The organism is Roseibium sp. ROS1, from assembly GCF_054658215.1.
Genome location: NZ_BAAGIG010000005.1, coordinates 19,648 through 40,623 on the forward strand (window position 1 = coordinate 19,648; position 20,976 = coordinate 40,623).

Annotated in this window: 23 protein-coding genes; 17 read left to right on the top strand and 6 right to left on the bottom strand. The window is 60.1% G+C overall.

Annotated elements, in window-relative coordinates; all coding sequences use genetic code 11:
* Positions 1 to 2 precede the first annotated feature (2 nt).
* From ACYQ6M_RS26245 to ACYQ6M_RS26300, 12 genes are all read left to right on the top strand, one after another.
* Positions 3 to 1,061 carry an ABC transporter ATP-binding protein gene (locus ACYQ6M_RS26245; RefSeq protein ID WP_460076489.1) on the top strand — a complete coding sequence of 353 codons (1,059 nt, stop codon included), beginning with the start codon at positions 3 to 5 and terminating at the stop codon, positions 1,059 to 1,061.
* Between the two features lie 52 nt (positions 1,062 to 1,113).
* Entirely contained in the window at positions 1,114 to 2,118 is a 1,005-nt protein-coding gene (locus tag ACYQ6M_RS26250; RefSeq protein ID WP_031269437.1) for a LacI family DNA-binding transcriptional regulator, read from the top strand.
* Between the two features lie 401 nt (positions 2,119 to 2,519).
* A complete protein-coding gene (locus ACYQ6M_RS26255) occupies positions 2,520 to 3,500 on the top strand; it encodes a TRAP transporter substrate-binding protein (RefSeq protein ID WP_023001278.1) in 981 nt (326 codons plus the stop codon).
* Between the two features lie 26 nt (positions 3,501 to 3,526).
* Entirely contained in the window at positions 3,527 to 4,018 is a 492-nt protein-coding gene (locus tag ACYQ6M_RS26260; RefSeq protein ID WP_023001279.1) for a TRAP transporter small permease, read from the top strand.
* A gap of 3 nt (positions 4,019 to 4,021) precedes the next feature.
* On the top strand, positions 4,022 to 5,320 hold the full coding sequence (locus ACYQ6M_RS26265; protein ID WP_289809356.1) for a TRAP transporter large permease: 1,299 nt from the start codon (positions 4,022 to 4,024) through the stop codon (positions 5,318 to 5,320).
* Between the two features lie 121 nt (positions 5,321 to 5,441).
* Complete coding sequence (gene hisD / locus ACYQ6M_RS26270; protein WP_023001281.1) at positions 5,442 to 6,773, top strand: histidinol dehydrogenase; 1,332 nt, start codon at positions 5,442 to 5,444, stop codon at positions 6,771 to 6,773.
* Positions 6,770 to 7,534 (top strand): SDR family NAD(P)-dependent oxidoreductase, encoded by a 765-nt coding sequence (locus ACYQ6M_RS26275; RefSeq protein WP_460076494.1) that lies wholly within the window; start codon positions 6,770 to 6,772, stop codon positions 7,532 to 7,534. Before hisD ends, ACYQ6M_RS26275 begins: the two co-directional genes overlap by 4 nt.
* Positions 7,534 to 8,553: a LacI family DNA-binding transcriptional regulator gene (locus tag ACYQ6M_RS26280; RefSeq protein WP_031269438.1), complete on the top strand. Its 1,020-nt coding sequence runs from the start codon at positions 7,534 to 7,536 to the stop codon at positions 8,551 to 8,553. The genes ACYQ6M_RS26275 and ACYQ6M_RS26280 overlap by 1 nt, the downstream gene beginning before the upstream one ends.
* 131 nt (positions 8,554 to 8,684) lie before the next feature.
* Positions 8,685 to 9,647: a cupin domain-containing protein gene (locus ACYQ6M_RS26285; RefSeq protein WP_152507948.1), complete on the top strand. Its 963-nt coding sequence runs from the start codon at positions 8,685 to 8,687 to the stop codon at positions 9,645 to 9,647.
* 61 nt (positions 9,648 to 9,708) lie between these two features.
* A complete protein-coding gene (locus tag ACYQ6M_RS26290) occupies positions 9,709 to 10,407 on the top strand; it encodes an alpha/beta fold hydrolase (protein ID WP_460076497.1) in 699 nt (232 codons plus the stop codon).
* A gap of 7 nt (positions 10,408 to 10,414) precedes the next feature.
* Complete coding sequence (locus ACYQ6M_RS26295) at positions 10,415 to 11,110, top strand: RraA family protein (protein WP_460076499.1); 696 nt, start codon at positions 10,415 to 10,417, stop codon at positions 11,108 to 11,110.
* 48 nt (positions 11,111 to 11,158) lie between these two features.
* A complete protein-coding gene (locus ACYQ6M_RS26300; protein ID WP_168687593.1) occupies positions 11,159 to 11,326 on the top strand; it encodes a hypothetical protein in 168 nt (55 codons plus the stop codon).
* A gap of 37 nt (positions 11,327 to 11,363) precedes the next feature.
* On the opposite strand, the gene ACYQ6M_RS26305 is transcribed toward ACYQ6M_RS26300, so the two are convergent.
* Positions 11,364 to 12,293, bottom strand: coding sequence for a LysR family transcriptional regulator (locus tag ACYQ6M_RS26305; protein WP_460076502.1), 930 nt, complete (start codon positions 12,291 to 12,293; stop codon positions 11,364 to 11,366).
* Positions 12,294 to 12,427: 134 nt separating this feature from the next.
* On the opposite strand from ACYQ6M_RS26305, the gene ACYQ6M_RS26310 reads away from it, so the two are divergent.
* Both ACYQ6M_RS26310 and ACYQ6M_RS26315 read left to right on the top strand, forming a co-directional pair.
* Positions 12,428 to 12,757: a nuclear transport factor 2 family protein gene (locus ACYQ6M_RS26310; protein ID WP_460076504.1), complete on the top strand. Its 330-nt coding sequence runs from the start codon at positions 12,428 to 12,430 to the stop codon at positions 12,755 to 12,757.
* On the top strand, positions 12,754 to 13,536 hold the full coding sequence (locus ACYQ6M_RS26315; RefSeq protein ID WP_168687596.1) for an SDR family oxidoreductase: 783 nt from the start codon (positions 12,754 to 12,756) through the stop codon (positions 13,534 to 13,536). The genes ACYQ6M_RS26310 and ACYQ6M_RS26315 overlap by 4 nt, the downstream gene beginning before the upstream one ends.
* A gap of 18 nt (positions 13,537 to 13,554) precedes the next feature.
* Here ACYQ6M_RS26315 and ACYQ6M_RS26320 read toward each other — a convergent pair whose 3' ends face one another.
* Positions 13,555 to 14,025: a MarR family winged helix-turn-helix transcriptional regulator gene (locus ACYQ6M_RS26320; protein ID WP_075283490.1), complete on the bottom strand. Its 471-nt coding sequence runs from the start codon at positions 14,023 to 14,025 to the stop codon at positions 13,555 to 13,557.
* 140 nt (positions 14,026 to 14,165) lie between these two features.
* Here ACYQ6M_RS26320 and ACYQ6M_RS26325 point away from each other — a divergent pair, with 140 nt between their 5' ends.
* Positions 14,166 to 14,954: an alpha/beta fold hydrolase gene (locus ACYQ6M_RS26325; RefSeq protein WP_460076507.1), complete on the top strand. Its 789-nt coding sequence runs from the start codon at positions 14,166 to 14,168 to the stop codon at positions 14,952 to 14,954.
* Positions 14,955 to 14,984: 30 nt separating this feature from the next.
* Positions 14,985 to 16,574, top strand: coding sequence for a GMC family oxidoreductase (locus tag ACYQ6M_RS26330; protein WP_460076510.1), 1,590 nt, complete (start codon positions 14,985 to 14,987; stop codon positions 16,572 to 16,574).
* A gap of 325 nt (positions 16,575 to 16,899) precedes the next feature.
* Here the strand turns inward: ACYQ6M_RS26330 and ACYQ6M_RS26335 are convergent, their stop codons facing one another.
* The gene (locus tag ACYQ6M_RS26335; RefSeq protein ID WP_206909952.1) at positions 16,900 to 17,529 is read right to left on the bottom strand and encodes an FMN-dependent NADH-azoreductase; all 630 of its coding nucleotides are present in this window, start codon (positions 17,527 to 17,529) and stop codon (positions 16,900 to 16,902) included.
* A 111-nt stretch (positions 17,530 to 17,640) separates the two neighbouring features.
* Here ACYQ6M_RS26335 and ACYQ6M_RS26340 point away from each other — a divergent pair, with 111 nt between their 5' ends.
* A complete protein-coding gene (locus ACYQ6M_RS26340; RefSeq protein WP_083660739.1) occupies positions 17,641 to 18,558 on the top strand; it encodes a LysR family transcriptional regulator in 918 nt (305 codons plus the stop codon).
* Between the two features lie 86 nt (positions 18,559 to 18,644).
* Here the strand turns inward: ACYQ6M_RS26340 and ACYQ6M_RS26345 are convergent, their stop codons facing one another.
* The 3 genes from ACYQ6M_RS26345 to ACYQ6M_RS26355 form a co-directional block, all read right to left on the bottom strand.
* Positions 18,645 to 18,887 carry a cysteine rich repeat-containing protein gene (locus ACYQ6M_RS26345; protein ID WP_168687600.1) on the bottom strand — a complete coding sequence of 81 codons (243 nt, stop codon included), beginning with the start codon at positions 18,885 to 18,887 and terminating at the stop codon, positions 18,645 to 18,647.
* A 115-nt stretch (positions 18,888 to 19,002) separates the two neighbouring features.
* Complete coding sequence (locus ACYQ6M_RS26350; RefSeq protein WP_460076512.1) at positions 19,003 to 19,581, bottom strand: hypothetical protein; 579 nt, start codon at positions 19,579 to 19,581, stop codon at positions 19,003 to 19,005.
* 56 nt (positions 19,582 to 19,637) lie between these two features.
* Complete coding sequence (locus tag ACYQ6M_RS26355; RefSeq protein ID WP_023001300.1) at positions 19,638 to 20,975, bottom strand: HAMP domain-containing sensor histidine kinase; 1,338 nt, start codon at positions 20,973 to 20,975, stop codon at positions 19,638 to 19,640.
* Position 20,976: the final 1 nt, after the last annotated feature.

A 20,976-nucleotide genomic window follows, 5' to 3' on the forward strand; every position in this document is an offset into this window, starting at 1 on the left:
CCATGGCCGAGATCCAACTGAAAAATGTCACCAAGCGCTGGGGCAATGTCTACGGCGTCAACAACTTCAACCTGCATATCGCCGACCGCGAATTCCTGGTTCTGCTGGGGCCGTCCGGCTGCGGCAAGTCCACCACCATGCGCATGATCGCCGGTCTGGAAGACATCTCCGAAGGCGAGATCATCATCGGCGACCGGGTCGTGAACACTCTGGAACCCAAGGATCGCGACATCGCCATGGTGTTCCAGAGCTATGGCCTTTATCCCAACCTGACGGTCTACGAGAACATCCGCTTCCCGCTGAAGGTTCGCAAGGTGCCAAAGGACCAGCATGATGCCCGGGTAATGAAGGCAGCGGAAATGGTCGATCTGACCGACCTGCTCGACCGACGACCCGCGGAGCTATCCGGTGGCCAGAGGCAGCGCGTCGCTCTGGCACGTGCAATCGTCCGCGAGCCGACGGTGTTTCTCATGGACGAACCCCTGTCCAACCTGGACGCGAAGCTGCGCGTGTCGACCCGCGCCGAAATCAAGAACCTCCAGCACCGGCTGAAGACGACCACGATCTACGTTACCCACGACCAGATCGAGGCGATGACCCTTGCCGACCGGGTGGTGGTGATGAGCGGTGGCGTCATTCAGCAGGTAGCGACACCGACGGAGATCTATGACAACCCGGCCAACACTTTCGTGGCTTCCTTCATCGGCTCTCCGGCGATGAACCTGGTCAAGGGAGAGATTACCGCCGGCGTATTTACGGCTCAGAACATCCGCTTGGAAGGTCTGCGCGGTGACATCTCCGGGCCGGTGACCCTGGGTTTTCGGGCCGAGGATGTGACCCTTGTGGATGGGGAAGGCGAGCTGTCGTCGACCGTTTTCGCCCTGGAGCTTCTCGGCGACGCCTCCATGGTGGCCGTCGAGGCGGGTGGGGAACTGGTCAACCTGAAGGCCGCCAAGGATTTCCGCTCCGAAATCGGCGCACCGATCAGCGCACGGATCCCGATCGAATGCTGTCATCTGTTTGATGCACAGGACGGCCGGCGGCTCACCGTGAAGGGGTGACAAGTTCGCGAAGCACGAGTACTCAGAACATGATAAAATCACGGAGGCCCGCTTGAACAGCAAACCGGTTACATCTGTAGACGTTGCGCGCAAGGCCGGCGTGAGCCAGTCCGCAGTCTCCAGATATTTTACCCCGGGCGCCTCCGTTTCCAAGAAGATGGCCGAGAAGATCCGCATCGCCGCGGACGAACTCGATTACCGGCCAAATGTTCTGGCAAGGGCGATGATCACCGGGAAAAGCCGGATCATCGGCCTGATCGTCTACTACTTCGAGAACCAGTTCTATCCCGAAGCGGTTGAAAAGCTTTCGATCGCGCTTCAGGAAAACGGCTACCATGTCCTCCTGTTCATGGCATCGAACACCATCAATGATGTCGAGCCCGTCATCCAGGAAATCATGGGTTACAGGGTCGACGGCATCATCATGGTGTCCGTGTCCGTTTCCTCGACGCTGGCGGAGCGGTGCCGGGACCTCGACATCCCGGTGCTTCTGTTCAACCGCGATCAGCCAAAGGACAATCTGCGCGCGGTGACCAGCGACAATCGCCTTGGCGGCGAGCTGGCGGCAAAAGCGCTTCTGCGCGGACAGCCGAAACGCGTTGCCCTGCTTGCCGGCTTCTCCGGAGCCTCGACGCAGATTGATCGCGAAGCCGGGTTCATGGCCGTGCTGCAGGAAGCAGGTGTCGAACTGCACTCCCGAGCGGACGGAAACTATCACTATACGGATGCCGCCGATGCAGCCCGCCAGCTTTTCGACGTGCCCGATCAGCCCGATGCTGTCTTTGTCGCCGACGACCACATGGCGCTCGCAGCCCTGGACGTAATCCGCTTCGAGTTCAAACTGAAAGTTCCCGAGGACGTGGCCGTGGTCGGATTCGACGACATCCCGCAAGCCGCCTGGCCTTCGTTCAATCTCACCACGATCCGGCAACCCATCAACCAGATGGTCTCGGCGGCAGTCGCCATGCTGGTCGACGCGATAGAGGAGGGGAATACGGACGTCCGCAAGGTCCGCATTCCGCCGGTCGAGGTCATCCGCGGCACGACCCGAAGCTAGTATTCCCGAACAGAACGCTTACCAGCTGCGCCGTTGTGCGGCCGACGCCGGCTCGCCAAGGCTTTCGCGTGTCGCTTGTCGGAAGACTCCGCTTGCAAGCGTTTTCACAAATTTTTGCAAAAATTATTTTTATCTGCATAAAATCGCGAATTTTTCGATCAATTTCCAAGAGTTTAGCACGTATTTTGGGACGTTTTTCCGCAATTGAAATTTTGGGAACGTTTGCAAAACTTCTTGCAGACCGCCTCAATCCGGCGTAGGAACCGGGGCAAGGGCCGGGTCGCAGGCATACGGAGGTGCCGCGATCGTGTTCCGGGGAGGAGCTGGTGGGACCGCATTTTGCAAGCGTTCCCAAATGCCGGTTCTCCCGTTTTCAATTTCGCTTCTCGGGAGGGAACAGAATGAAAGTCGCCGTTTGGGCTGCAACAGCCGCACTTGCATTTGTCACACAGGCAGCAGCCGATACGACCATCCGGATCGGCCATGCCACGCCAGAGGTCTCGCCTGTCCACCAGGCTCTGAGCTACTTCGAGGAAGAACTCGAAAAGCGCTCCAATGGCACCATCCAGGTAGAGATCTTTCCGGGCGGCCAGCTCGGCAGCGTCAAGGAAATGACCGACCTGGTCCAGTCCGGCAACATCACAATGACCACGGGTGCGTCGGTTCATCTGAGCTCGACTGTCGATCAGTTGGCCGTGCTCGACCAGTTCCTTCTCTTCAAGGACGAAGAGACCGCGCGCAGCCTTCTGGACGGCGACGCCGGCAAGACCATCTCTGCAGCCATGGAAGACCGTGGGCTCAAGAACATGGGCTTCATGGAACTCGGGTTCCGCAGCTTCACCAACTCCCGTGCACCGCTCGACAGCTACGAAGCCTTCGAAGGCCTGCGCATGCGCTCGGCAGACAACCCGATCGCCATCAAGGCCTGGCGGTCGGTTGGCGCCGTTCCGGTTCCGCTGGCGTGGGGAGAGATCTATTCCTCATTGCAGCAGGGTCTGATCGATGGCCAGGAAAGCGCCCTGAGTTCAATGATCATCGAGCGTTTCTTCGAGGTGCAGAAATACGTTTCCCTCACCGGTCACATCTATTGGCCGGAACTCTGGATGGCCAATCTTGACTGGTACAACGGCCTGGACGAAGCCGACCGCACGCTCATCGACGAAGTTGCAGTGGAAACCGTCAAGAAGCAGCGCGAGCTGACCGCGGCCGCCAATGCCGAAACCCTGGCCAAACTCAAGGAAGCCGGGCTCGAAGTGAACGAGCTGCCGGAGGCCGACAAGAAGCGCCTCGGCGAAACAATGAACGCCGCCATCGAAGGCGACATTCGCGCCAAGGTCGGCGACTCCTTCTACGACACCTTCATGCAGGCCGTCGCGCAGTAAGCGAACCAAGGGGAGGAGAAGGCAAAATGCGGTTTCTCGAAAAATGGTTCGAGCCGGCGGTGATCGTCTCGATGCTGGGCATGATCATCATTCTGGTCTTCGCGGACGTGATTGCGCGGCTTGCCTTCTCCACCTCGATAGCTGTGGCGAACGAACTCGCCCGGTTTTCCTTCGTCTACATGATCTACTTCGGCGTGAGTTACGCAATCCGCGAGCGCCGGCACATGCGTGTCACGGTTCTGATCGATGTCATGCCGAAGGCGCTGCGCCACTGGATGTTCGTGCTCTCCGAGGTGATCTTCCTGATCTATTCCGTCGTCGTCTGCTGGCTCGGTGTCGTGATCACGCAGCAATCCATCGACCGCGGCAAGATCCTGAGCTCCACCGAGTGGCCTCAAGCCGTGCTTTACGCGGCGATCATCTTTTCCGGCGCCCTGAGCAGCCTGCGTCTTTTGCAATCCATCAAGGCTGCCGTCGTTGATGGCGACACGCGCCTCGGCCCCCAGACGGATATCTGAGCCATGACGACAGCCATTCTCTTCGGTAGTTTCCTGCTGCTGTTGCTCATCGGCGTACCGATCGGCATTGCGCTCGGCGCGGCGAGCATGCTCGCAATCCTCTATATTCCGTTCCTCAGCCTCGACATGTATGCCCTCGGGCTGGTCTCGGCCATCGACAGCTTCACGCTCATCGCGGTGGTGCTGTTCACCCTGGCCGGCAGCCTGATGGCCGAGGGAGGCATTTCCAAACGCCTGATCGCCGTTGCGGACCATGCCTTCGGCGGCATGCCAGGCGATCTGGGCACCGTGACGATCATGTCCTGCCTGTTCTTTGCGGCCATCTCCGGAACAGGATCCGCGACGGTGGCGGCCATCGGCCTCGCCATGATCCCGGCTCTGGTCGATCGCGGCTACGACCGGGCCTATGCAGGCGCCATGGTGGCCTCCGCAGGCGGGCTTGGCGTCATGATCCCGCCGTCGGTGGTGATGATCGTCTATGCGGTCTCCTCCGGTGTTTCGGTGACGGCTCTCTTCATGGCCGGCATCGTTCCGGGCTTCGTGATCGCGCTGACCCTGATCGGCTACAACGTGATACAGCGTCGCTCCGGAAACCAGGGTGCGGGCAACCCGATACCGCCAACCCGCACCGGCAGTCTCTGGGCCGCCCTTTGGGACGCGAAGCTCGCCCTCGCCATGCCGCCTGTTGTTCTCGGCAGCATCTATTCCGGCATGGTGACACCGACCGAAAGTTCAGCCGTCGCCGTCGTCTATGCCCTGATCGTGAGCTGCTTCGTCTATCGGGAGCTTCCGCTGTCCGCCGTTCCGAAGATGATGCTGGAAGCAGCGTTGCTGGTCTCCGCCGTGCTCGTCATCATCGGTGCGTCCTACGCCTTCGGCCGCATCATCGCCCTGGAGCGTATCCCGTCCGATCTCGCCCAGCTCGTGCTGTCGCTGACCCAGAGCAAGGTGGTGGTGATGCTGGCCGCGATCGTCCTGCTTCTGATCGTCGGCACCTTCCTGGAAACACTGGCGGCAATCGTCATCCTGACACCTGTCCTTCTGCCGATCATGCTGAAACTCGGCGTGGATCCGGTTCACTTCGGCATCGTCATGGTCGTGGCGCTTGCCATCGGCTTTGTGACACCGCCGCTCGGAGCAAACCTGTTCATGGCCGCCGCTGTCGGCAAGATCCGGTTCGAGGACATCGCCCGCAGGATCTTTCCCTGGGTGGTGACGATGATCTTCGCGCTCCTGCTGATCGCTTTCATTCCCGTCCTGTCCCTTGGACTGCCAGAACTGTTCCTGGGCTACGGGCGCTAAACCTTCGGCGGTCAACCCGCTGAACCACACAACAGCGGCATTTCGGCCGCATTCGAAAGATGACGACGGACGATGCGGTTTCGCCGCGCAGAAAGTCGCCCGGAAAACTGAGGAACCTGAAATGACTGTCGAGTATCTGAAGAAAGGGAAGCCGGAAGCGGACCGTGTCGAGGACGACGCCAAGGTGCGCGCCGTTGTCGAGGCAACCCTGAAGGATATCGAGGAACGCGGCGATGCTGCCGTGCGCGACCTCAGCGAGAAATTCGACAAGTATTCCCCGGCATCCTACCGCTTGTCGCAAGAGGAGATCGACGGCCTGATCGCCCAGCTGACCGAGCAGGAACTGTCCGATATCAAATTCGCCCAGGCGCAAGTGGTCAATTTCGCAAAGGCCCAACGCGACAGCATGCTGGATATCGAGGTCGAGACGCTGCCAGGCGTCATTCTCGGCCACCGCAACCTGCCGGTTCAGTCCGTCGGCTGCTACGTGCCGGGCGGCAAGTTTCCGATGGTGGCCTCCGCACATATGTCCGTCGCAACAGCGAAGGTCGCCGGTGTTCCGCGCATCGTTGCCTGCACTCCGCCGTTCGACGGCAAACCAAATCCCGCCGTGATCGCGGCCATGCACCTTGGCGGCGCGGACGAAATCTACGTGCTGGGCGGCATTCAGGCCGTCGGCGCGATGGCCATCGGCACGGAAACCATCGAGCCGGTGCACATGCTGGTTGGTCCGGGCAACGCCTTTGTTGCGGAAGCCAAGCGTCAGCTCTTCGGCCGCGTCGGCATCGATCTTTTTGCCGGACCGACGGAAACCATGGTGATCGCCGATGAAAGCGCCGCAGACGCGGAACTCTGCGCGACGGATCTGCTCGGCCAGGCCGAACACGGCTACAACAGCCCCTGCGTGCTGCTGACCAACAGCCGCAGGCTGGCGGAAGAAACCATGGCCGAAGTCGAACGGCTTCTCGCCATTCTGCCGACAGCGGGCACCGCCCGCGTGAGCTGGGAAGAATACGGCGAGGTGATCGTCTGCGACACCTACGAGGAAATGCTGAAGGTCGCCGACGACATTGCTTCCGAGCATGTTCAGGTCATGACCGACCGCGACGACTGGTTCCTGGAAAACATGACCTGTTATGGCGCGTTGTTCCTCGGCCCTCGGACAAATGTCTCCAACGGTGACAAGGTCATCGGCACCAACCACACGCTGCCGACCAAGAAGGCCGGCCGCTACACCGGCGGACTTTGGGTCGGCAAGTTCCTGAAAACCCACAGCTATCAGAAGGTCATGACCGACGAAGCAGCGGCCAGTATCGGTGCTTATGGCTCGCGCCTGTGCATGCTGGAAGGCTTCGTCGGCCACGCCGAGCAGTGCAACGTCCGCGTTCGCCGCTATGGCGGTGTCAACGTCCCCTATGGTGAGGCTGCACCGGTTCTGGAGAAGGCCGAATGAGCCTTCCGCGCACCCCGTCCTTTCGTCTTGATGGCCGGCGCGCCCTCGTAACAGGTGCGTCCTCCGGCATCGGCAAGGCGTGCGCTGTCGCGCTTGCGGAAGCCGGGGCGGCAGTAACGCTGGCAGCCCGGCGGGCCGCGCCGCTTCAGGACCTTCAGGCAGAAATGCAGGCCGAAGGCATGCAGGCGGACGTATTGGTCCTCGACATGGCAGATCATGAAGCGCTTGAAAAAGCCCTCGCCGACCTGCCGGCCTTTGACGTTGTCGTGAACTCCGCCGGCATGGCGCGCCATGGTCCTGCGCTGGAAACCCGGCCCGAAGACTTCGATGCAGTCATCGACCTGAATTTCCGGGCAGCCTATTTTCTCGCAGCCGTGGCCGCAGGCCGGCTGATAGCCGAAGGCAAGCCGGGTTCGATCATCAACATTTCGTCCCAGATGGGCCACGTCGGCGGCATCGACCGCGCCGTCTATTCAGCTTCCAAGCACGCAATCGAAGGCATGACCAAATCGATGGCGATCGAGTGGGGCCCGAAGGGGATCCGCATCAATTCCATCTGCCCGACCTTCATTCGCACCCCGCTGACCGAGAAGACCTTCGAGAACCCCGAACGGCGCAAGTGGATTGAGGAGAAGATCAAGCTTGGCAGGGTAGGCGAAGTCGAGGATATCATGGGCGCGGTCGTCTACCTCGCCTCGGACGCATCCTCCCTGGTGACCGGAACGGCATTGCTGGTCGATGGAGGTTGGACGGCGGACTGATGAGCAAGGAAAAGGTCACACTCAGCGAAGTCGCAAAGCTGGCAGGGGTTTCCCAGTCGGCAGTCAGCCGTGCATTCACGCCGGGCTCCAGCGTCTCGCAGAAGACCCGCGACCGCATCGAGGCGGCAGCCGAGGAACTCGGATACCGACCGAACCCGATCGCGCGGGCGATGATTACCGGCAGAAGTCGCATTATCGGCCTCGTCGTGGCCTACCTTGAAAACCAGTTCTATCCGCTCGCAATCGAGCGTCTCAGCCGGGCCTTGCAGGCCAGGGGCTATCACATCCTGATCTTTCTGGCGGAGAACCAGGAGGACGATGTCACCCGCGTGGTCGACGAATTGCTCGATTACCGCGTCGACGGCATCATCACGGCCTCTGTTGCAATTACCAACGACCTGACCACACGCTGCGAGGACGCCGGCATCCCGATCGTCATGTTCAATCGCGGTCAGGACGACAACCGCCTGTCTTCGGTAACCTCCGACAACCTTGCAGGCGGCCGGACCGTCGCCAACTTCCTGGTCGCCTGCGGACATGAACGGATCGCCCATATCGCCGGTTGGCAGGGATCTTCGACCGGGCGCGACCGCGCACGCGGCTTCACTGAGGCGCTTGCCGAACACGGCCGCGAGCCCTGCGCCGTGCTCGACGGCAAATACAGTACCGATGTGGCGCGCCAGCTTGCGCGCGAGCTCTTCGGTTCAGCGGACAGACCGGACGCGGTATTCGTCGGCAACGACCATATGGCACTTCCCGTGATGGACGTTCTGCGTTTCGAACTGGGGCTTTCCGTACCGGGCGACGTCGCTGTGGTCGGCTACGATGATGTGCCCGTCGCAGGCTGGCCGACCTATGACCTGACGACAGTTCGCCAGTCGGTGAACCGGATGGTCGAGGCAACAGTCGAGACATTGCTTGGCCGCGTCGAGGGACACACAGAGCCCACACGCATCCTGATCCCGGGCGATTTGATCCAGCGCGGCTCCACGCGCAAGCTGGACCCGTTCGGCACATGAGGACACCCCTTCAGGCCGAGGAACGGCATCACACCTATCTGCAGAGCTTGAGATCACGGCGGCTGAACAACCACCCGCCGAACCGGCTGCTGGCCGCCCTACACTGACCAGATTTCTCAAGGATATTCGACATGAGTTCGATCAACGATCGCATCGTTCGCTACGGTGAACTGAAGCCGTGCAAGACTGCCTTCATCGACGCCCATACGCCTGGCTCGAACCAGAAGGAAAACTTCACCATCATCGGCGGCGGGGTTTCGGAAAGTCCCGACCAGCACGTCCACATCACCGACAAGGTCGGCTTCAATATCGGTGCCGCGGGACAGCCGCCGCATTGCCGCAACTCGCTTCACAACCACACCACGGCCGAAGTCTTCTTCGTGCTGAAGGGACGCTGGCGTTTCTTCTGGGGCCGCTATGGCACGGCCGGTGAATTCGTTGCCGAGGAAGGCGACATCTTCAACATTCCGACCGGGATTTTTCGCGGGTTCGAGAACATCGGCACCGACTACGGAATGATCATGGCGATCCTTGGCGGCGATGATGCCGGCGGCGGCGTGACCTGGGCACCTCAGGTGATCGAGGACGCGCGGGAACACGGTCTCATCCTTGGGGAGAACGGGGTCCTCTACGACAGCAAGAAGGGCCAGACCCTGCCGCACAACGTGTCGCCGATGCCGCTTCTGACCGACGAAGAGCTGAAGGCTTTCCCGGAAACGCCGGTGGAGGACGTGGTCCGCGACTATGTTGCCCGCTACTGGGACCTGATGGCGCTGGCAGCGAAAAAGCCGGCCAAGGTGATCGGCGAGAACGCTCTCCTGAAAGACAAGCCCGGTTTCGAGGTCGAGTTCCTGACGCGCGGCTCACTCTCCAGCGACACCATTACACCGGAGAAGCCGACAGTGCTGATGCCGATGCGTGGCCACTGGGCGCTAAGCTGGAGCGGCGGTCAAACCGTGCTCAATCCGGGCGACACCGCCCTGATGCTCGCCGGAGAGGCTTACTCGCTTGAGCCGTCGATGACCGGTGAGGCATCGCTCTACCGGGTTGTCGCCACAGATGATCCCGCTGGCCTGACCTGGACCGGGAACTGACACCTGGCAGCCGGCGAGGCTCTCCGGTCTCGCCGGCTGCCTTCTTGAAAAGGAAGTGGCCATGACGCGTCTCCCGCTCGTCCTGATCCCCGGCATGATGTGCGACGCCCAGCTCTACGGGCCGCAGATCGCTGCCTTTTCCAGGTCGCGTGCACTGCATCTTGCTCCGATCTGCAACGAGGACAATGTCGAGGCCCTGGCAGCGGCGATCCTTTCCGGCGCACCGCAACGCTTTGCGCTCGCGGGCCTTTCCATGGGCGGGATCGTCGCCATGGAGGTCGTGAGGCAGGCGCCCGAACGTGTGGAGCGTCTGGCACTTCTCGACACCAATCCACGTGCCGAACTGGACACGGTGAAGGAAAAGCGGGCGCCGCAAATGGCGGCCGTCCGCGCAGGCCGGCTCTCGGACGTCATGCGCCTCGAGGTCATTCCAAATTTCGCACATGACAGGTCGACCGCTGCCGACCTCGAGAGCCTTGCGCTTGACATGGCCGAAAGCCTCGGACCCGAGGTCTTCCTGCGCCAGTCGAAAGCGCTGATTGACCGCCCGTCACAGACCGAAACGCTGCGCGCCTACAAAGGCAAGGCTCTGGTTCTGACCGGCGAGAGCGACAGGCTTTGCCCCCTTGATCGGCATACACAGATGGCCGAACTGCTTCAGAACTCGGTTCTGGAAATCATCGAACAAGCCGGTCACCTGACGACACTGGAACAGCCGGCGGCAACGAATGCCGCACTCGCACGATGGCTTGAGGACTAGGATTAGAATGGATCAGGAACTTCTGGAACTGCTGAAACGCGTGGATACGCCGACGGTCTGCAACGCCATCGAGGTTGTCGAAGGCAAGCGCGGCTTCAACGGCTTCACACGAGGCACCATGCTGTGCAGCGCACCGGAGGGTGGCGCCATGGTGGGCTATGCCTCAACGGCCAAGATCGCCGCACTCGAACCACCAACAGAGCCTGCGGACGTCATCCGCGCCCGCCGCATGGAATACTACCGGCGCATGGCCGAGGCTCCCAAACCCTCGATAGCCGTCATCGAGGACGTGGATTTCCCGCATAGCATCGGGGCCTACTGGGGCGAGGTGAATACTTCGATCCACAAGGCCTTCGGCATGTCCGGTGCCCTCACCAACGGGGTCATGCGCGACCTCGGCGATATGGCAGAAGGATTTCCGGTGGTCGCGGGTTCCATCGGCCCCAGCCACGGGTTCGTGCATGTTCGCGAGTTGGGCACGCCTGTCAGCATCTTTGGGCTGACTGTCCAGGACGGTGACCTGGTCCACGCCGACCGCCATGGCGCCGTGGTCATTCCAGCGGAGGTCATACCGGGTCTTAAAGAAGGTATTGCCAAGCTCTTTGCCTCGGAAAAGATCGTTCTGGAAGCCACAGCAAAAGGACCGATGGACTTTGCCGCCTTCGAGAAGGTCTGGCAGGCTTTCGAAGCTGCCCGCGTCTAAGGACACGGGCACAGCAAAGAGGACACGAAACAGGCTAATTGCTTTAGCTTGAAGTTCATTCTTTGCCTGTTGCCCGGTGGCCCCGGACTGGCTCAGACCGCGCTCGTATTAGCCGTCGAGATCGCGTTCGGACAGAATGCGATCGACCGGTCCAACGCCATCATCAAGGCATGGCCTGATCGTCAGAAACGTTCAGTTGCCGCTGATCGGCTGTAGCTGAAACCGCACGACACTTTCCAGAAACGGCAGTGGCTCATTGCTCAGCCGGAAATAGATCTCTTCGCGTGGCTGCCTTGCCAAGTTCCCGTGCCATATTGACGAAAGCCCGGAAGGCAGCCGAAGGGTTTTTACGCCCGGGATAATAGAGGCACAGCGGCGACGTTGGCGGGGTCCAATCCTGCAGGACCCGTTCAAGTCGCCCGGCAGCGATGTCGTCGCGCACGTTGGCTTCCATGAAAAAACCGATCCCGATCCCGTCGAGAACGGCCATTCGTGCAAGCGAAGCTTCATCAAGTGTAATCGGACCCTCCACGTCGATCAGGAGGGCATTGCCATCCTTCTCGAAATGCCAGCGATAAAGCGCACCGTTTGGCAGTCGGACACGGATGCATTGGTGAGCCAGAAGATCGGGTGGTGCGGCCGGCCTCCCATGTTCTTCAAGGTAGGCGGGGGTGGCGACCACGGCAAAGCTGCGAGGCGCCCCCAGCGACACAGCGATCATGTCACTTGGCACCAGGTCGGCGGTTCGGATTCCCAAATCGAACCCTTCGGCGACGATATCGACGATCCGGCCTTCGGTGACGAGATCGATGTGAACCTGTGGGTAGCGCTGCAGGAACGCCAGAACTAGTGGCGCAAACACTTCCCGGGCAGCTGTTGCGAAAGCATTGATGCGCAATGTCCCCGAAGGCGTGTCCTGTTGCGAGCGCACTGCAGCCATTGCGTCCTGGATGTCACGCAGTGCGGGGGACACCTGTTCGACGAAGGTCCGACCGGCATCCGTCAACGAAACACTTCGCGTGGTGCGATTGAACAGGCGAACGCCGAGTTGCCGTTCTATCTTGCCAATAAGGTTGCTGAGCGCCGTCGTCGACAGCCCGAGTTCGAGCGCCGCCGCACGGAAAGACCCTCGATTGGCGATGGCCAGAACCGCTTCAAGTTCTCCCAGGATCTGACGTGACATTGTTCCGAATTTCGTGATGTTACATCCAGCTTTATCCCAATTATCGCGATTAAGGTCCAGCCATATATTTCGACCATCGACGCCGGAACACACCGCTGATCCGGCTGGACCATCACCAGAAACGGAGATGTCAGATGGATATCCGGTTACCAGGACCGATTGCTGCCTATTTCGAAGCTGACGGAAACAGGAATGCCGATGCCGTCGCTGAATGTTTCAGCGAAGTCGCGGTCGTCAAGGACGAGAAAAACGTGCATGCAGGACGCACCGCGATCCGCCGATGGAAGGCGGAAGCTTCAACAAAGTACTCCTACACGGTCGAGCCTTTCGCAATCGAGGTGGAAGGAGATCGCAAGGTGGTGACGGGTCACGTTGTCGGGAACTTTCCCGGCAGCCCGGTCGACCTGAGGTATTTTTTCCGCCTGACGGGCGAGAAGATTGCCGAACTGGAGATCCTGCCGTGAGCAAGTTCCTCAGTCTTGAAGGCAAACGGGCGCTTGTCACGTCCGGAACGCGAGGCGCAGGAGCTGCGACGGTCAGACTATTCCGGGAACTCGGAGCCGAAGTGCTGACAAGCGCCCGGACCAGACCGGACCCGCTTGAAGATGGCGTCCAGTTCGTCGCGGCAGACCTGACCACGACCGAAGGCTGCAATGACCTTGTCGCCGCTGTCCGGGAAAGGCTGGGAGGCGTGGACATCATTGTTCATATGCTCGGCGGTTCCTCTGCTCCAGGAGGCGGGTATGTCGCCCTGACGGACGCCGAGTGGCATAACGAGCTCTACCTCAATCTCTTTCCTGCCGTTCGTCTGGACCGGCAACTCGTGCCGGACATGGTTGAACGGGGAAGTGGTGTTGTCATCCACGTTTCGTCGATCCAGAGGGAGCTGCCGCTGCCTGAATCGACAACCGCCTATGCGGCGGCGAAGGCAGCGCTGTCCACCTACAGCAAGGCCCTGTCGAAAGAAGTCTCGCCAAGGGGTGTGCGTGTGCTGCGTGTATCGCCCGGGTGGATTGAGACGGAAGCGTCGGTGCGCCTTGCCGACCGTCTCGCCAAGCAGGCCGGCACCGATTACGAGGGCGGCAAGAAGATGATCATGGATGCGCTTGGCGGAATACCGATCGGTCGCCCGACAAAACCGGAAGAGGTCGCGAACCTGATTGCGTTCGTGGCGTCCGACCGCGCAGCCACGATCACCGGCACCGAATACGTCATTGACGGGGGCACCATACCGACAACGTAGACATGACGAACGCGCGGATCAGGCGGGAGTGCCCCACCCGCCGATCTGAGAATAGATCGTGTCGCGAAGATTTCGGATGTTCTTGTTGAGACTCGCGAGGTCTTCGGGGCTTTGCATCGAAGCCGTCAGCAGAGCCTCGCCAAGGCATCCTGCCCTGGACTGAAGCGCACGGCCCTTGTCGGTCAAGGCCACGACAACCTGTCGCTCGTTGTTTGGATTTCGGGTTCTTTGCAGCAGTCCCGCCGTTTCAAGACGCTTGAGAAGCGGCGTGAGTGTACTGGATTCCAACGCCAGGGTCTCGGCGATTGCCCCGACTGTCTTCTGGTCGTCGCGCCAGAGAACATTGAGAACGAGATACTGCGGATAGGTCACCCCGAGCTCGTCAAGAAGGGGTTTGTAGACGCGCTGAATGGCAATCCCTGCCGAATAGATCGCGTAGCAGAGTTGATCGTCCAAAGGCGGTGGACTGTTCTTCCGGTCATTCGTCATGCGCTGCTCCTTTGCCCCCGTATATCAAACCACATCACGAGAAACAATATCGCGATAACATTTCTCTTGACGTGAAAATTCGATCACTATAATAACTCTTATCGCGATAACTATTATCGCTATCTATTTGGAAAAGAGCTATGAAGACCAAGACGAAAATGTTTGTTCTGGCGGCTGCCGCCGCTGCCGTCATCGGACTGAAGTCCGCGAATGCGTCAGACACCATTCCGGCGGATCAGACTGTCAGGAATGTTGTGCTTGTTCACGGCGCTTTTGCGGATGGCTCCGGCTGGCGCGGCGTCTATGACGAACTGACAACGCGTGGATACCGGGTCACCATCGTCCAGAACCCGCTGACATCTCTGGAAGACGATGTTGCGGCCACCAAACGCGCATTGGACCGGCAGAACGGCCCGGCCATTCTTGTCGGGCATTCCTGGGGCGGCACGGTCATTACCGAAGCGGGGATCGACCAGAAGGTTGCCGGGTTGGTCTATGTCTCGGCGCTTTCACCGGATGCCGGCGAAACGACAGCTCAACAATATGATGGATTTCCAGCGGCTTCCGAGTTCGTCATCGACACTTCGGAAGACGATTTCGCCTATGTCGACCGGGAAAAATTCAAATCCGGCTTTGCCCATGACGTCAGCGACGCGGACGCCGCCTTCATGCGGGATTCTCAGGTTCCCCTCAACTTGGCAGCGTTTGGCACGAAGCTGAAGAATGCCGCGTGGCGCTCGAAGCCGAGTTGGGCGGTGATTGCAACCGAAGACAAGGCATTCGACCAGGCCATGCTGATCCACATGGCGGAACGTATCGGCGCAAAGATCACGAAGGTCTCTGCCAGCCACGCTCTCTTCATGACCCAGCCGAAGGTCGTCGCCGACACGATCGACGAAGCCGCACAAACGGTCTCGAGCCAGCATTGAACAACACAAGCATCGATAGAGGTCGATCACATGGACAAGACCATGCAGCTCGAAAAGACAAATGCCGAATTCGATTTCATCGTATGCGGTGCAGGTTCCAGCGGGTCGGTTGTCGCAGCCAGATTGGCCGAAGACGGCAATGCCAGGGTTCTGCTCCTTGAGGCTGGAGGCGACGATCTCGCCGAAAGTGTCATGGAACCGGCTCAATGGCCGTTGAACCTTGGCAGTGACCGTGACTGGGGCTTCGTTGGTGAACCAACACCTGGGCTCGCCGGCCGCCGGCTTCCCTTAAGCATGGGCAAGGGGCTTGGTGGTGGTTCAAGCATCAATGTCATGGTGTGGGCCCGGGGCCACAAGGAAGACTGGAACCATTTCGCCACAGAATCCGGCGACGAAGCCTGGGGATACCAGTCAGTGCTGGGATATTACCGCCGTATTGAAGACTGGCGCGGAACACCGGATCCTTTGCGAAGGGGATCCGGCGGCCCCGTCCACGTCGCGCAACCTGACAGTCCAAAGCCGGTTGCCAGGGCGCTTCTCGACGCTGCGGAGCTGATTGGTGTTCCCGTCTTTGACACGCCCAACGGCGAGATGATGGAAAGCGCTGGCGGTGCATCGATCGCGGAACTGAGGATCCGCAACGGCAAGCGGGAGTCGGTTTTCCGGTCCTACACCCACAAGATGATGGCGCAACCAAACCTGACTGTGTTGACCAATGCGTTGGTCACGCGGCTCCTATTTGAGGGAAAGAAGGTGATTGGCGTCGAAGCTTTGGTCGATGGCGAAGTTCGGCAGTTCCGCGCACGATATGAAACAGTGCTGTCACTCGGCGCTGTTCACACACCCAAGGTTCTGATGCAGTCCGGTATCGGTCCGGAGGATGAACTGCGGGTTCACGGGATCCCCGTTGTCCAGCATCTCCCCGGCGTTGGCCGCAATCATCAGGATCACATCGCGTTTGGGTGTACCTGGGCGTACCGCAAACCTCAGGAGGTCGGCGGAGGCGGCTGTGAAGCGACCCTCTACTGGAAGAGCAATTCCGGTCTTCAGCAACCCAATATTCTTCAGTGCCAGCTTGAGTTTGCCGTGCCCAGCCCTGTTGAAACGGACCTGGAAACGCCTGAGCACGGCTGGACGATGTTTGCCGGGCTTGCACAGCCGAAAAGCCGGGGACGGCTGCGTCTATCCGGGCCGGATGCCCGCGACCCTATGCTGATCGAACCCAACTCCTTGAGTGAGCCGGAAGATCTGACCGCTGCATTGGCGGCAGTGGAACTATGCCGTGAGGCGGGAAACAGTGAAGCGTTCACACCGCTGGTCAAAACCGAGACAGCACCGCGGTCTCGAAACAAGTCAGGCATGATCGACTTCATCCGGAAATCCGCTGTCACCTACTGGCATCAATCCTGTACGGCCAAGATGGGGCGGGACAGCATGTCGGTGGTTGATAATCAGCTCAAGGTGTATGGCATTGAGGGACTGCGGCTCGCCGACGCCTCGATCATGCCGCGCATCACGACCGGCAATACGATGGCTCCATGTGTTGTCATCGGAGAGCGGGCGGCGGATATGATCCGGCTCCAGCACGGGTTGTCTGATGCGCCCGACACCGACCATTGACACGTCCAAGGGACGTTTAATCTCTGATTGAAACATGGTCTGGACGCGGCGGCTGCCTCCACCGCGTCCACCTTTGTTGATCACACAGCCAAACCGAGCCGATCTTCATCTCGGGCAGGGCATGAAGGGACAGGTGTTTCCGAATGTGGATGCAGAAATCCGAACGGAAGAGACCAAACAGGCTTTCAGACGTTTGCTCACAACGGAAACCCCGCCCGCTGACATAGGCAGGGGCGGGGACAAGGCCGGGGACAGGGCCGGGGGACGACGGTGTTGAAATATGCCTGTTTCGCTATCGCAACCGACGAAGCCCGCTGCAAGGATGTCAGGCAGCCACCAGCTGCAAGTCGTCAACCACCTCATTGGCTGCCTTCTTGGCTGCGGCGATGGCCTCTTCCTGGAAAGAGGCACCGAAGGCAAGTTTCTCGGCGCGAATGAAAGTGACGTCCGTGATGCCGATGAAGCCAAGCAAGGTGCGCAGGTGAGGTTCCTGGGCATCCATCAGCTGCGCCGGTCCTTCGCTGTAGAGGCCGCCTCGTGTCAAGACGACGATAGCACGCTTGCCTTTCAGGAGGCCTTCAGGACCTGCGTCGCTATAGGAAAAGGTTACTCCGGCGCGCAGCACGTAGTCGAACCAGGCTTTCAGCGTGGACGGAATGCCGAAGTTGTACATGGGCGCACCGATGACCAGCAGGTCGGCTGCTTTCAACTCGGCAATGAGTTCGTCGGAGAGGGCCTGCGCGTTTGCCTGCACTTCGTTTTCAGCTTCGGGAACACGCAAGGCAATCGTGGAATCCTGCGTCAGGTGCGGCACGGGATTGCTTCCCAGATCGCGGGCAATGACCTTGCTTTTGCCGTTCTTGAGACGCAACTGGTTTACGATGTGGGTGGTTAGCTGGTTGGATACGGAGGCATCGCCCAGAACACTGCTTGTCAGTACGAGAACTTTAGACATTGATTGTACGTCCTGCTTTTCATGAAAGAAATTCAGTCGTCAACTTGGTTCCCGGATGCCTTTTCCGGAACCGTCATTTTCCGCACCAGATTGTTGCTCTGAGAGGAACGCATGATTGATCTGGACGATATGCGATGCTTCATCGAAGTCGTGGAATGCGGCAGCCTGAGCGCGGCTGCGACGCGGCTCGGCATCTCGAAATCCATCGTCAGCCGCAGAATTGCACGGATTGAAGACCTGCTCGGCACCCGTCTTCTGGATCGGACGACCCGCGGCATTGCCCCCACGGAGGCTGGCCAGGAATTCAAATCCAGAAGCGAGGATCTTCTGGCCAACTATGAAGACACGCTCGAAGCCATCTCCGAGCACTCGAACGAAATCGTCGGAGAATTGCGACTGTCGGTCCCTCTTGCCTTCGGGACAAGACATCTTGGCCCGATCCTCGGATCTCTGGCCTGTCGTCACCCGCGATTGAAAGTGGATGCCTCGTTTTCTGACCGTGTTGTCGATCTGATCGGCGAGCGGTTCGATGCTGCGATCCGAATTGGGAAGTTACGCGATTCCAGCTACGTCGCTCGCAAGATCGCACCGATCAACTCGATCGTCGTTGCCAGCCCGACCTATCTGAAGCAAAACGGTACACCCCAAACGCCCGAAGACCTGACCGCCCACGAATGCCTCATTTACACAGCCGCGCTTTCACCGGACTGGATCTTCCACAGTGGCAACGGGAACATCTCGGTACGCCCCTCGGGACGTCTGCGCACTGACAACGGAGACATAACCGTAGCCTGGGCGGTTGCGGGGCTTGGAATTGCTCACGCGCCCCTGTTTCTCGTCAACGATGCGGTTGAGCGTGGTGACCTTGTTCCCCTGCTGCTTGACTATCCGACACCTGAAGTCGGCCTTTTCGTACTCCGCCCCCCTGGCGCGAATACACCCCGGAAGGTCAGGGTCCTGATCGACGCGCTCGTCGAAACCTTTTCCGGCAAGCTGGAATGGAAAGGCTGGACCAGTCCGTCCGAATGAAACGACATGGGCAAGAGCCCCTCAAAAGGCAAAGTTGAATTGGCAGCGGCGGCATTGCCGGGAAGGGTCTGCCGCCGCGGCTTTTGTTATTGCGGCGGACGTGACGCCTGAAGTTCAAGAAGCTTGTTCGCGCAACTCGGCGACATGTTTGCCGCATTGGCCTGAAGGCACTGCAGAAGCCTGCCGCCGCCCGGCTGTATGCCGGAGCACAAGCTGCGCACATCGGCTTCGCAGGCGGTCCTGATTTCCCGCATCTGCTGACGGGTCAGCTCCTGGGCATGAGCCCCGGAGACGCCCAGAAGCAAAAGAGCCGAAATCAAAAATCTCATGAAAATCATCCTATGTCTCGAGGGGGACGACGGGCGCGTGGAACATTGGCGGCCACGCGCCCGTCTTTGCCGATGCGGCGGGAGCACCGGCAATTCTGTCGTATTGAGATGCGGGTTATCTGAGGGTAAGGCGAGGAAACCGGGAGGCCTCAAGCTGTTCTTCCGTTAGCGCTGCGCGCAGGTTCTCGACTGCGGTTTTCAACGCTGCACCCTTTTCGCCATAGACGGAAAGGACGTCCGCCAGAGCTTCAATCCGGCCGAAGGCTTCCGGACCTGCCGGATCTTCGTCAGGCGCTCCTGCAAGGGCGCGCACCGTGCCGGCATCCGGGACCAGAGCGAGCATTGCCGCGGTATAGGCTCGCCATTCGTCCTGTTGGTCGGCCCGGATGCCGATTGCCGTTTCCTGCGAACTCAACGCGCCGGCCAGCCTGAACCTGGCGGCTTTCCCGGTATAGAAATGCCGAAGATGATCGAGGCGCTCCGCAACGTCGTAGATGTCGGGAACGCCCCCGAAGACGATAGGCAATTCGGGTGGATAGGCAGGGCCTTTGATGGCGAAGGGATTGTCCTGCGACACCGCGGCAAAAGGCATGACGGCGGCAAGCGTGACGCCGGCCACAAGCGACAAGGGGATCAGCTTCTTCACGGTACTCTCCAATTCGTTGTCGATGGAGAGATCCTGCAAATTCTGCATATCCGCCGGTTTTCCGGCTGATGGGAAATTGTAGCTTTTTGTTTCCCGCCCGGTTGTCAGCCTGACTTGAAGAGGGGCAGTGTCACCTTCACCCGGCCACCCCGTGGGGTGTTTTCCAGACTGATGGCCCCGTCATGGGCTTCGGTCAGCGACCGGGCTACCGAAAGACCGAGGCCTGCACCGCCAGTTCCCCGGGACCTTGATGGTTCCGCGCGCACAAAGGGCTCGAGCAACAGCGATCTGGCTTCTTCCGAAAAGCCGGGGCCATCATCATCAATCAGGATCGTTATCCGCTCTTTGTCCATGTCGAAGGTTGCCCGCGCGCAGGTGCCATATTTGATGGCGTTGTCGACCACGTTCAAAATGATGCGCCTGAGCGCGACACGATCGCCGACGATCCATGCCTGCTTCCGCGCGAAATCCTCGCTCGCTTCGGCAGGCAGTCCTGCTTCCCTGAACTCGGCAAACTCCGCGCTGACAAGCTCGCAGAGATCAAGCAACTCCTCGTCGAGCACGCCGACGCCGGCCCGGGAAATCAGAAGGGCATTGTCGAGCAGGGAAATCATGTCCGTGATATCGGATGTTGCCCGCTCCCGCTCCGAGGCGTCCGGCAGATTTTCCAGACGCAATCTGAGGCGGGTGGCGAAGCTGCGCACGTCGTGCTGGAGCCCGCCGATCAGCGCCATTCGCGAGCGGGTCATGGTGTGAAGCCGCTTTTGCAGCCTGTCGAATGCCCGGACGAGGGCTGTAATTTCCGGCGTACCTGCTCGGGTGTCCGGCAAGGGAACAGGTTCGGTAGACGGATCGATGCGGTCCACCGCCGCCGCCAGCCTTGCAAGCGGCCGGATCTCACGGTGGAACAGAAGCAGCGCAATAAACGCGAACACCGTACCGAGCAGACCCGCCCCCAGGCCGACAGGCAAGCCCAGAGGCGTGACCGGGAACGGCAGATGAACCCCGATTGCCAGAGCCTTGCCGTCTCCCGCTGTGATCCAGAACTTGAGCGGGCGCATGGGGCCGAAACGCCAGCGGCTGCCGTCCAGTCCGTTCAGCTTGCGAGACTGTGCGGCAAGCAGGCGCTCTCCCAGAATTGCCCTGTAGGGTTCAAGCACACCACTGTCACGCAGTTGGCTGTCGGTGTCGGGAACCTCGGAAACGGCTACCAGTTGAACATCAAGCCCCGGCGAGCGGACAGCTTTCAGAACCGTGTCCTGCTGCCCGGTAGGAGTATCAGCAAAAAGCTCTGCAATCGCAGCAAGCTGCGCAGGTTCGGGGTTGGATGTTGCGCGCGAAAGACTGCCTTCGCGATAGGCGACGCCCAGCACCAGCAGCCACAAGACCAGAAGCAGGCTTGCGCCGATGGCAACAAGTCTTGCGACCAGGCCGAAGCGCATC

Bases quoted from the DNA above. Each gene is read 5' to 3' on its own strand.
- ACYQ6M_RS26245 (WP_460076489.1), top strand. From the start codon at position 3: ATGGCCGAGATCCAACTGAAAAATGTCACCAAGCGCTGGGGCAATGTC.
- ACYQ6M_RS26275 (WP_460076494.1), top strand. From the start codon at position 6,770: ATGAGCCTTCCGCGCACCCCGTCCTTTCGTCTTGATGGCCGGCGCGCC.
- hisD (WP_023001281.1), top strand. From the start codon at position 5,442: ATGACTGTCGAGTATCTGAAGAAAGGGAAGCCGGAAGCGGACCGTGTC.
- ACYQ6M_RS26305 (WP_460076502.1), bottom strand. From the start codon at position 12,293: ATGTCACGTCAGATCCTGGGAGAACTTGAAGCGGTTCTGGCCATCGCC.
- ACYQ6M_RS26310 (WP_460076504.1), top strand. From the start codon at position 12,428: ATGGATATCCGGTTACCAGGACCGATTGCTGCCTATTTCGAAGCTGAC.
- ACYQ6M_RS26320 (WP_075283490.1), bottom strand. From the start codon at position 14,025: ATGACGAATGACCGGAAGAACAGTCCACCGCCTTTGGACGATCAACTC.
- ACYQ6M_RS26260 (WP_023001279.1), top strand. From the start codon at position 3,527: ATGCGGTTTCTCGAAAAATGGTTCGAGCCGGCGGTGATCGTCTCGATG.
- ACYQ6M_RS26325 (WP_460076507.1), top strand. From the start codon at position 14,166: ATGAAGACCAAGACGAAAATGTTTGTTCTGGCGGCTGCCGCCGCTGCC.
- ACYQ6M_RS26355 (WP_023001300.1), bottom strand. From the start codon at position 20,975: ATGCGCTTCGGCCTGGTCGCAAGACTTGTTGCCATCGGCGCAAGCCTG.
- ACYQ6M_RS26290 (WP_460076497.1), top strand. From the start codon at position 9,709: ATGACGCGTCTCCCGCTCGTCCTGATCCCCGGCATGATGTGCGACGCC.
- ACYQ6M_RS26265 (WP_289809356.1), top strand. From the start codon at position 4,022: ATGACGACAGCCATTCTCTTCGGTAGTTTCCTGCTGCTGTTGCTCATC.
- ACYQ6M_RS26255 (WP_023001278.1), top strand. From the start codon at position 2,520: ATGAAAGTCGCCGTTTGGGCTGCAACAGCCGCACTTGCATTTGTCACA.
- ACYQ6M_RS26335 (WP_206909952.1), bottom strand. From the start codon at position 17,529: ATGTCTAAAGTTCTCGTACTGACAAGCAGTGTTCTGGGCGATGCCTCC.
- ACYQ6M_RS26295 (WP_460076499.1), top strand. From the start codon at position 10,415: ATGGATCAGGAACTTCTGGAACTGCTGAAACGCGTGGATACGCCGACG.
- ACYQ6M_RS26285 (WP_152507948.1), top strand. From the start codon at position 8,685: ATGAGTTCGATCAACGATCGCATCGTTCGCTACGGTGAACTGAAGCCG.
- ACYQ6M_RS26350 (WP_460076512.1), bottom strand. From the start codon at position 19,581: ATGCAGAATTTGCAGGATCTCTCCATCGACAACGAATTGGAGAGTACC.
- ACYQ6M_RS26345 (WP_168687600.1), bottom strand. From the start codon at position 18,887: ATGAGATTTTTGATTTCGGCTCTTTTGCTTCTGGGCGTCTCCGGGGCT.
- ACYQ6M_RS26340 (WP_083660739.1), top strand. From the start codon at position 17,641: ATGATTGATCTGGACGATATGCGATGCTTCATCGAAGTCGTGGAATGC.
- ACYQ6M_RS26330 (WP_460076510.1), top strand. From the start codon at position 14,985: ATGGACAAGACCATGCAGCTCGAAAAGACAAATGCCGAATTCGATTTC.
- ACYQ6M_RS26280 (WP_031269438.1), top strand. From the start codon at position 7,534: ATGAGCAAGGAAAAGGTCACACTCAGCGAAGTCGCAAAGCTGGCAGGG.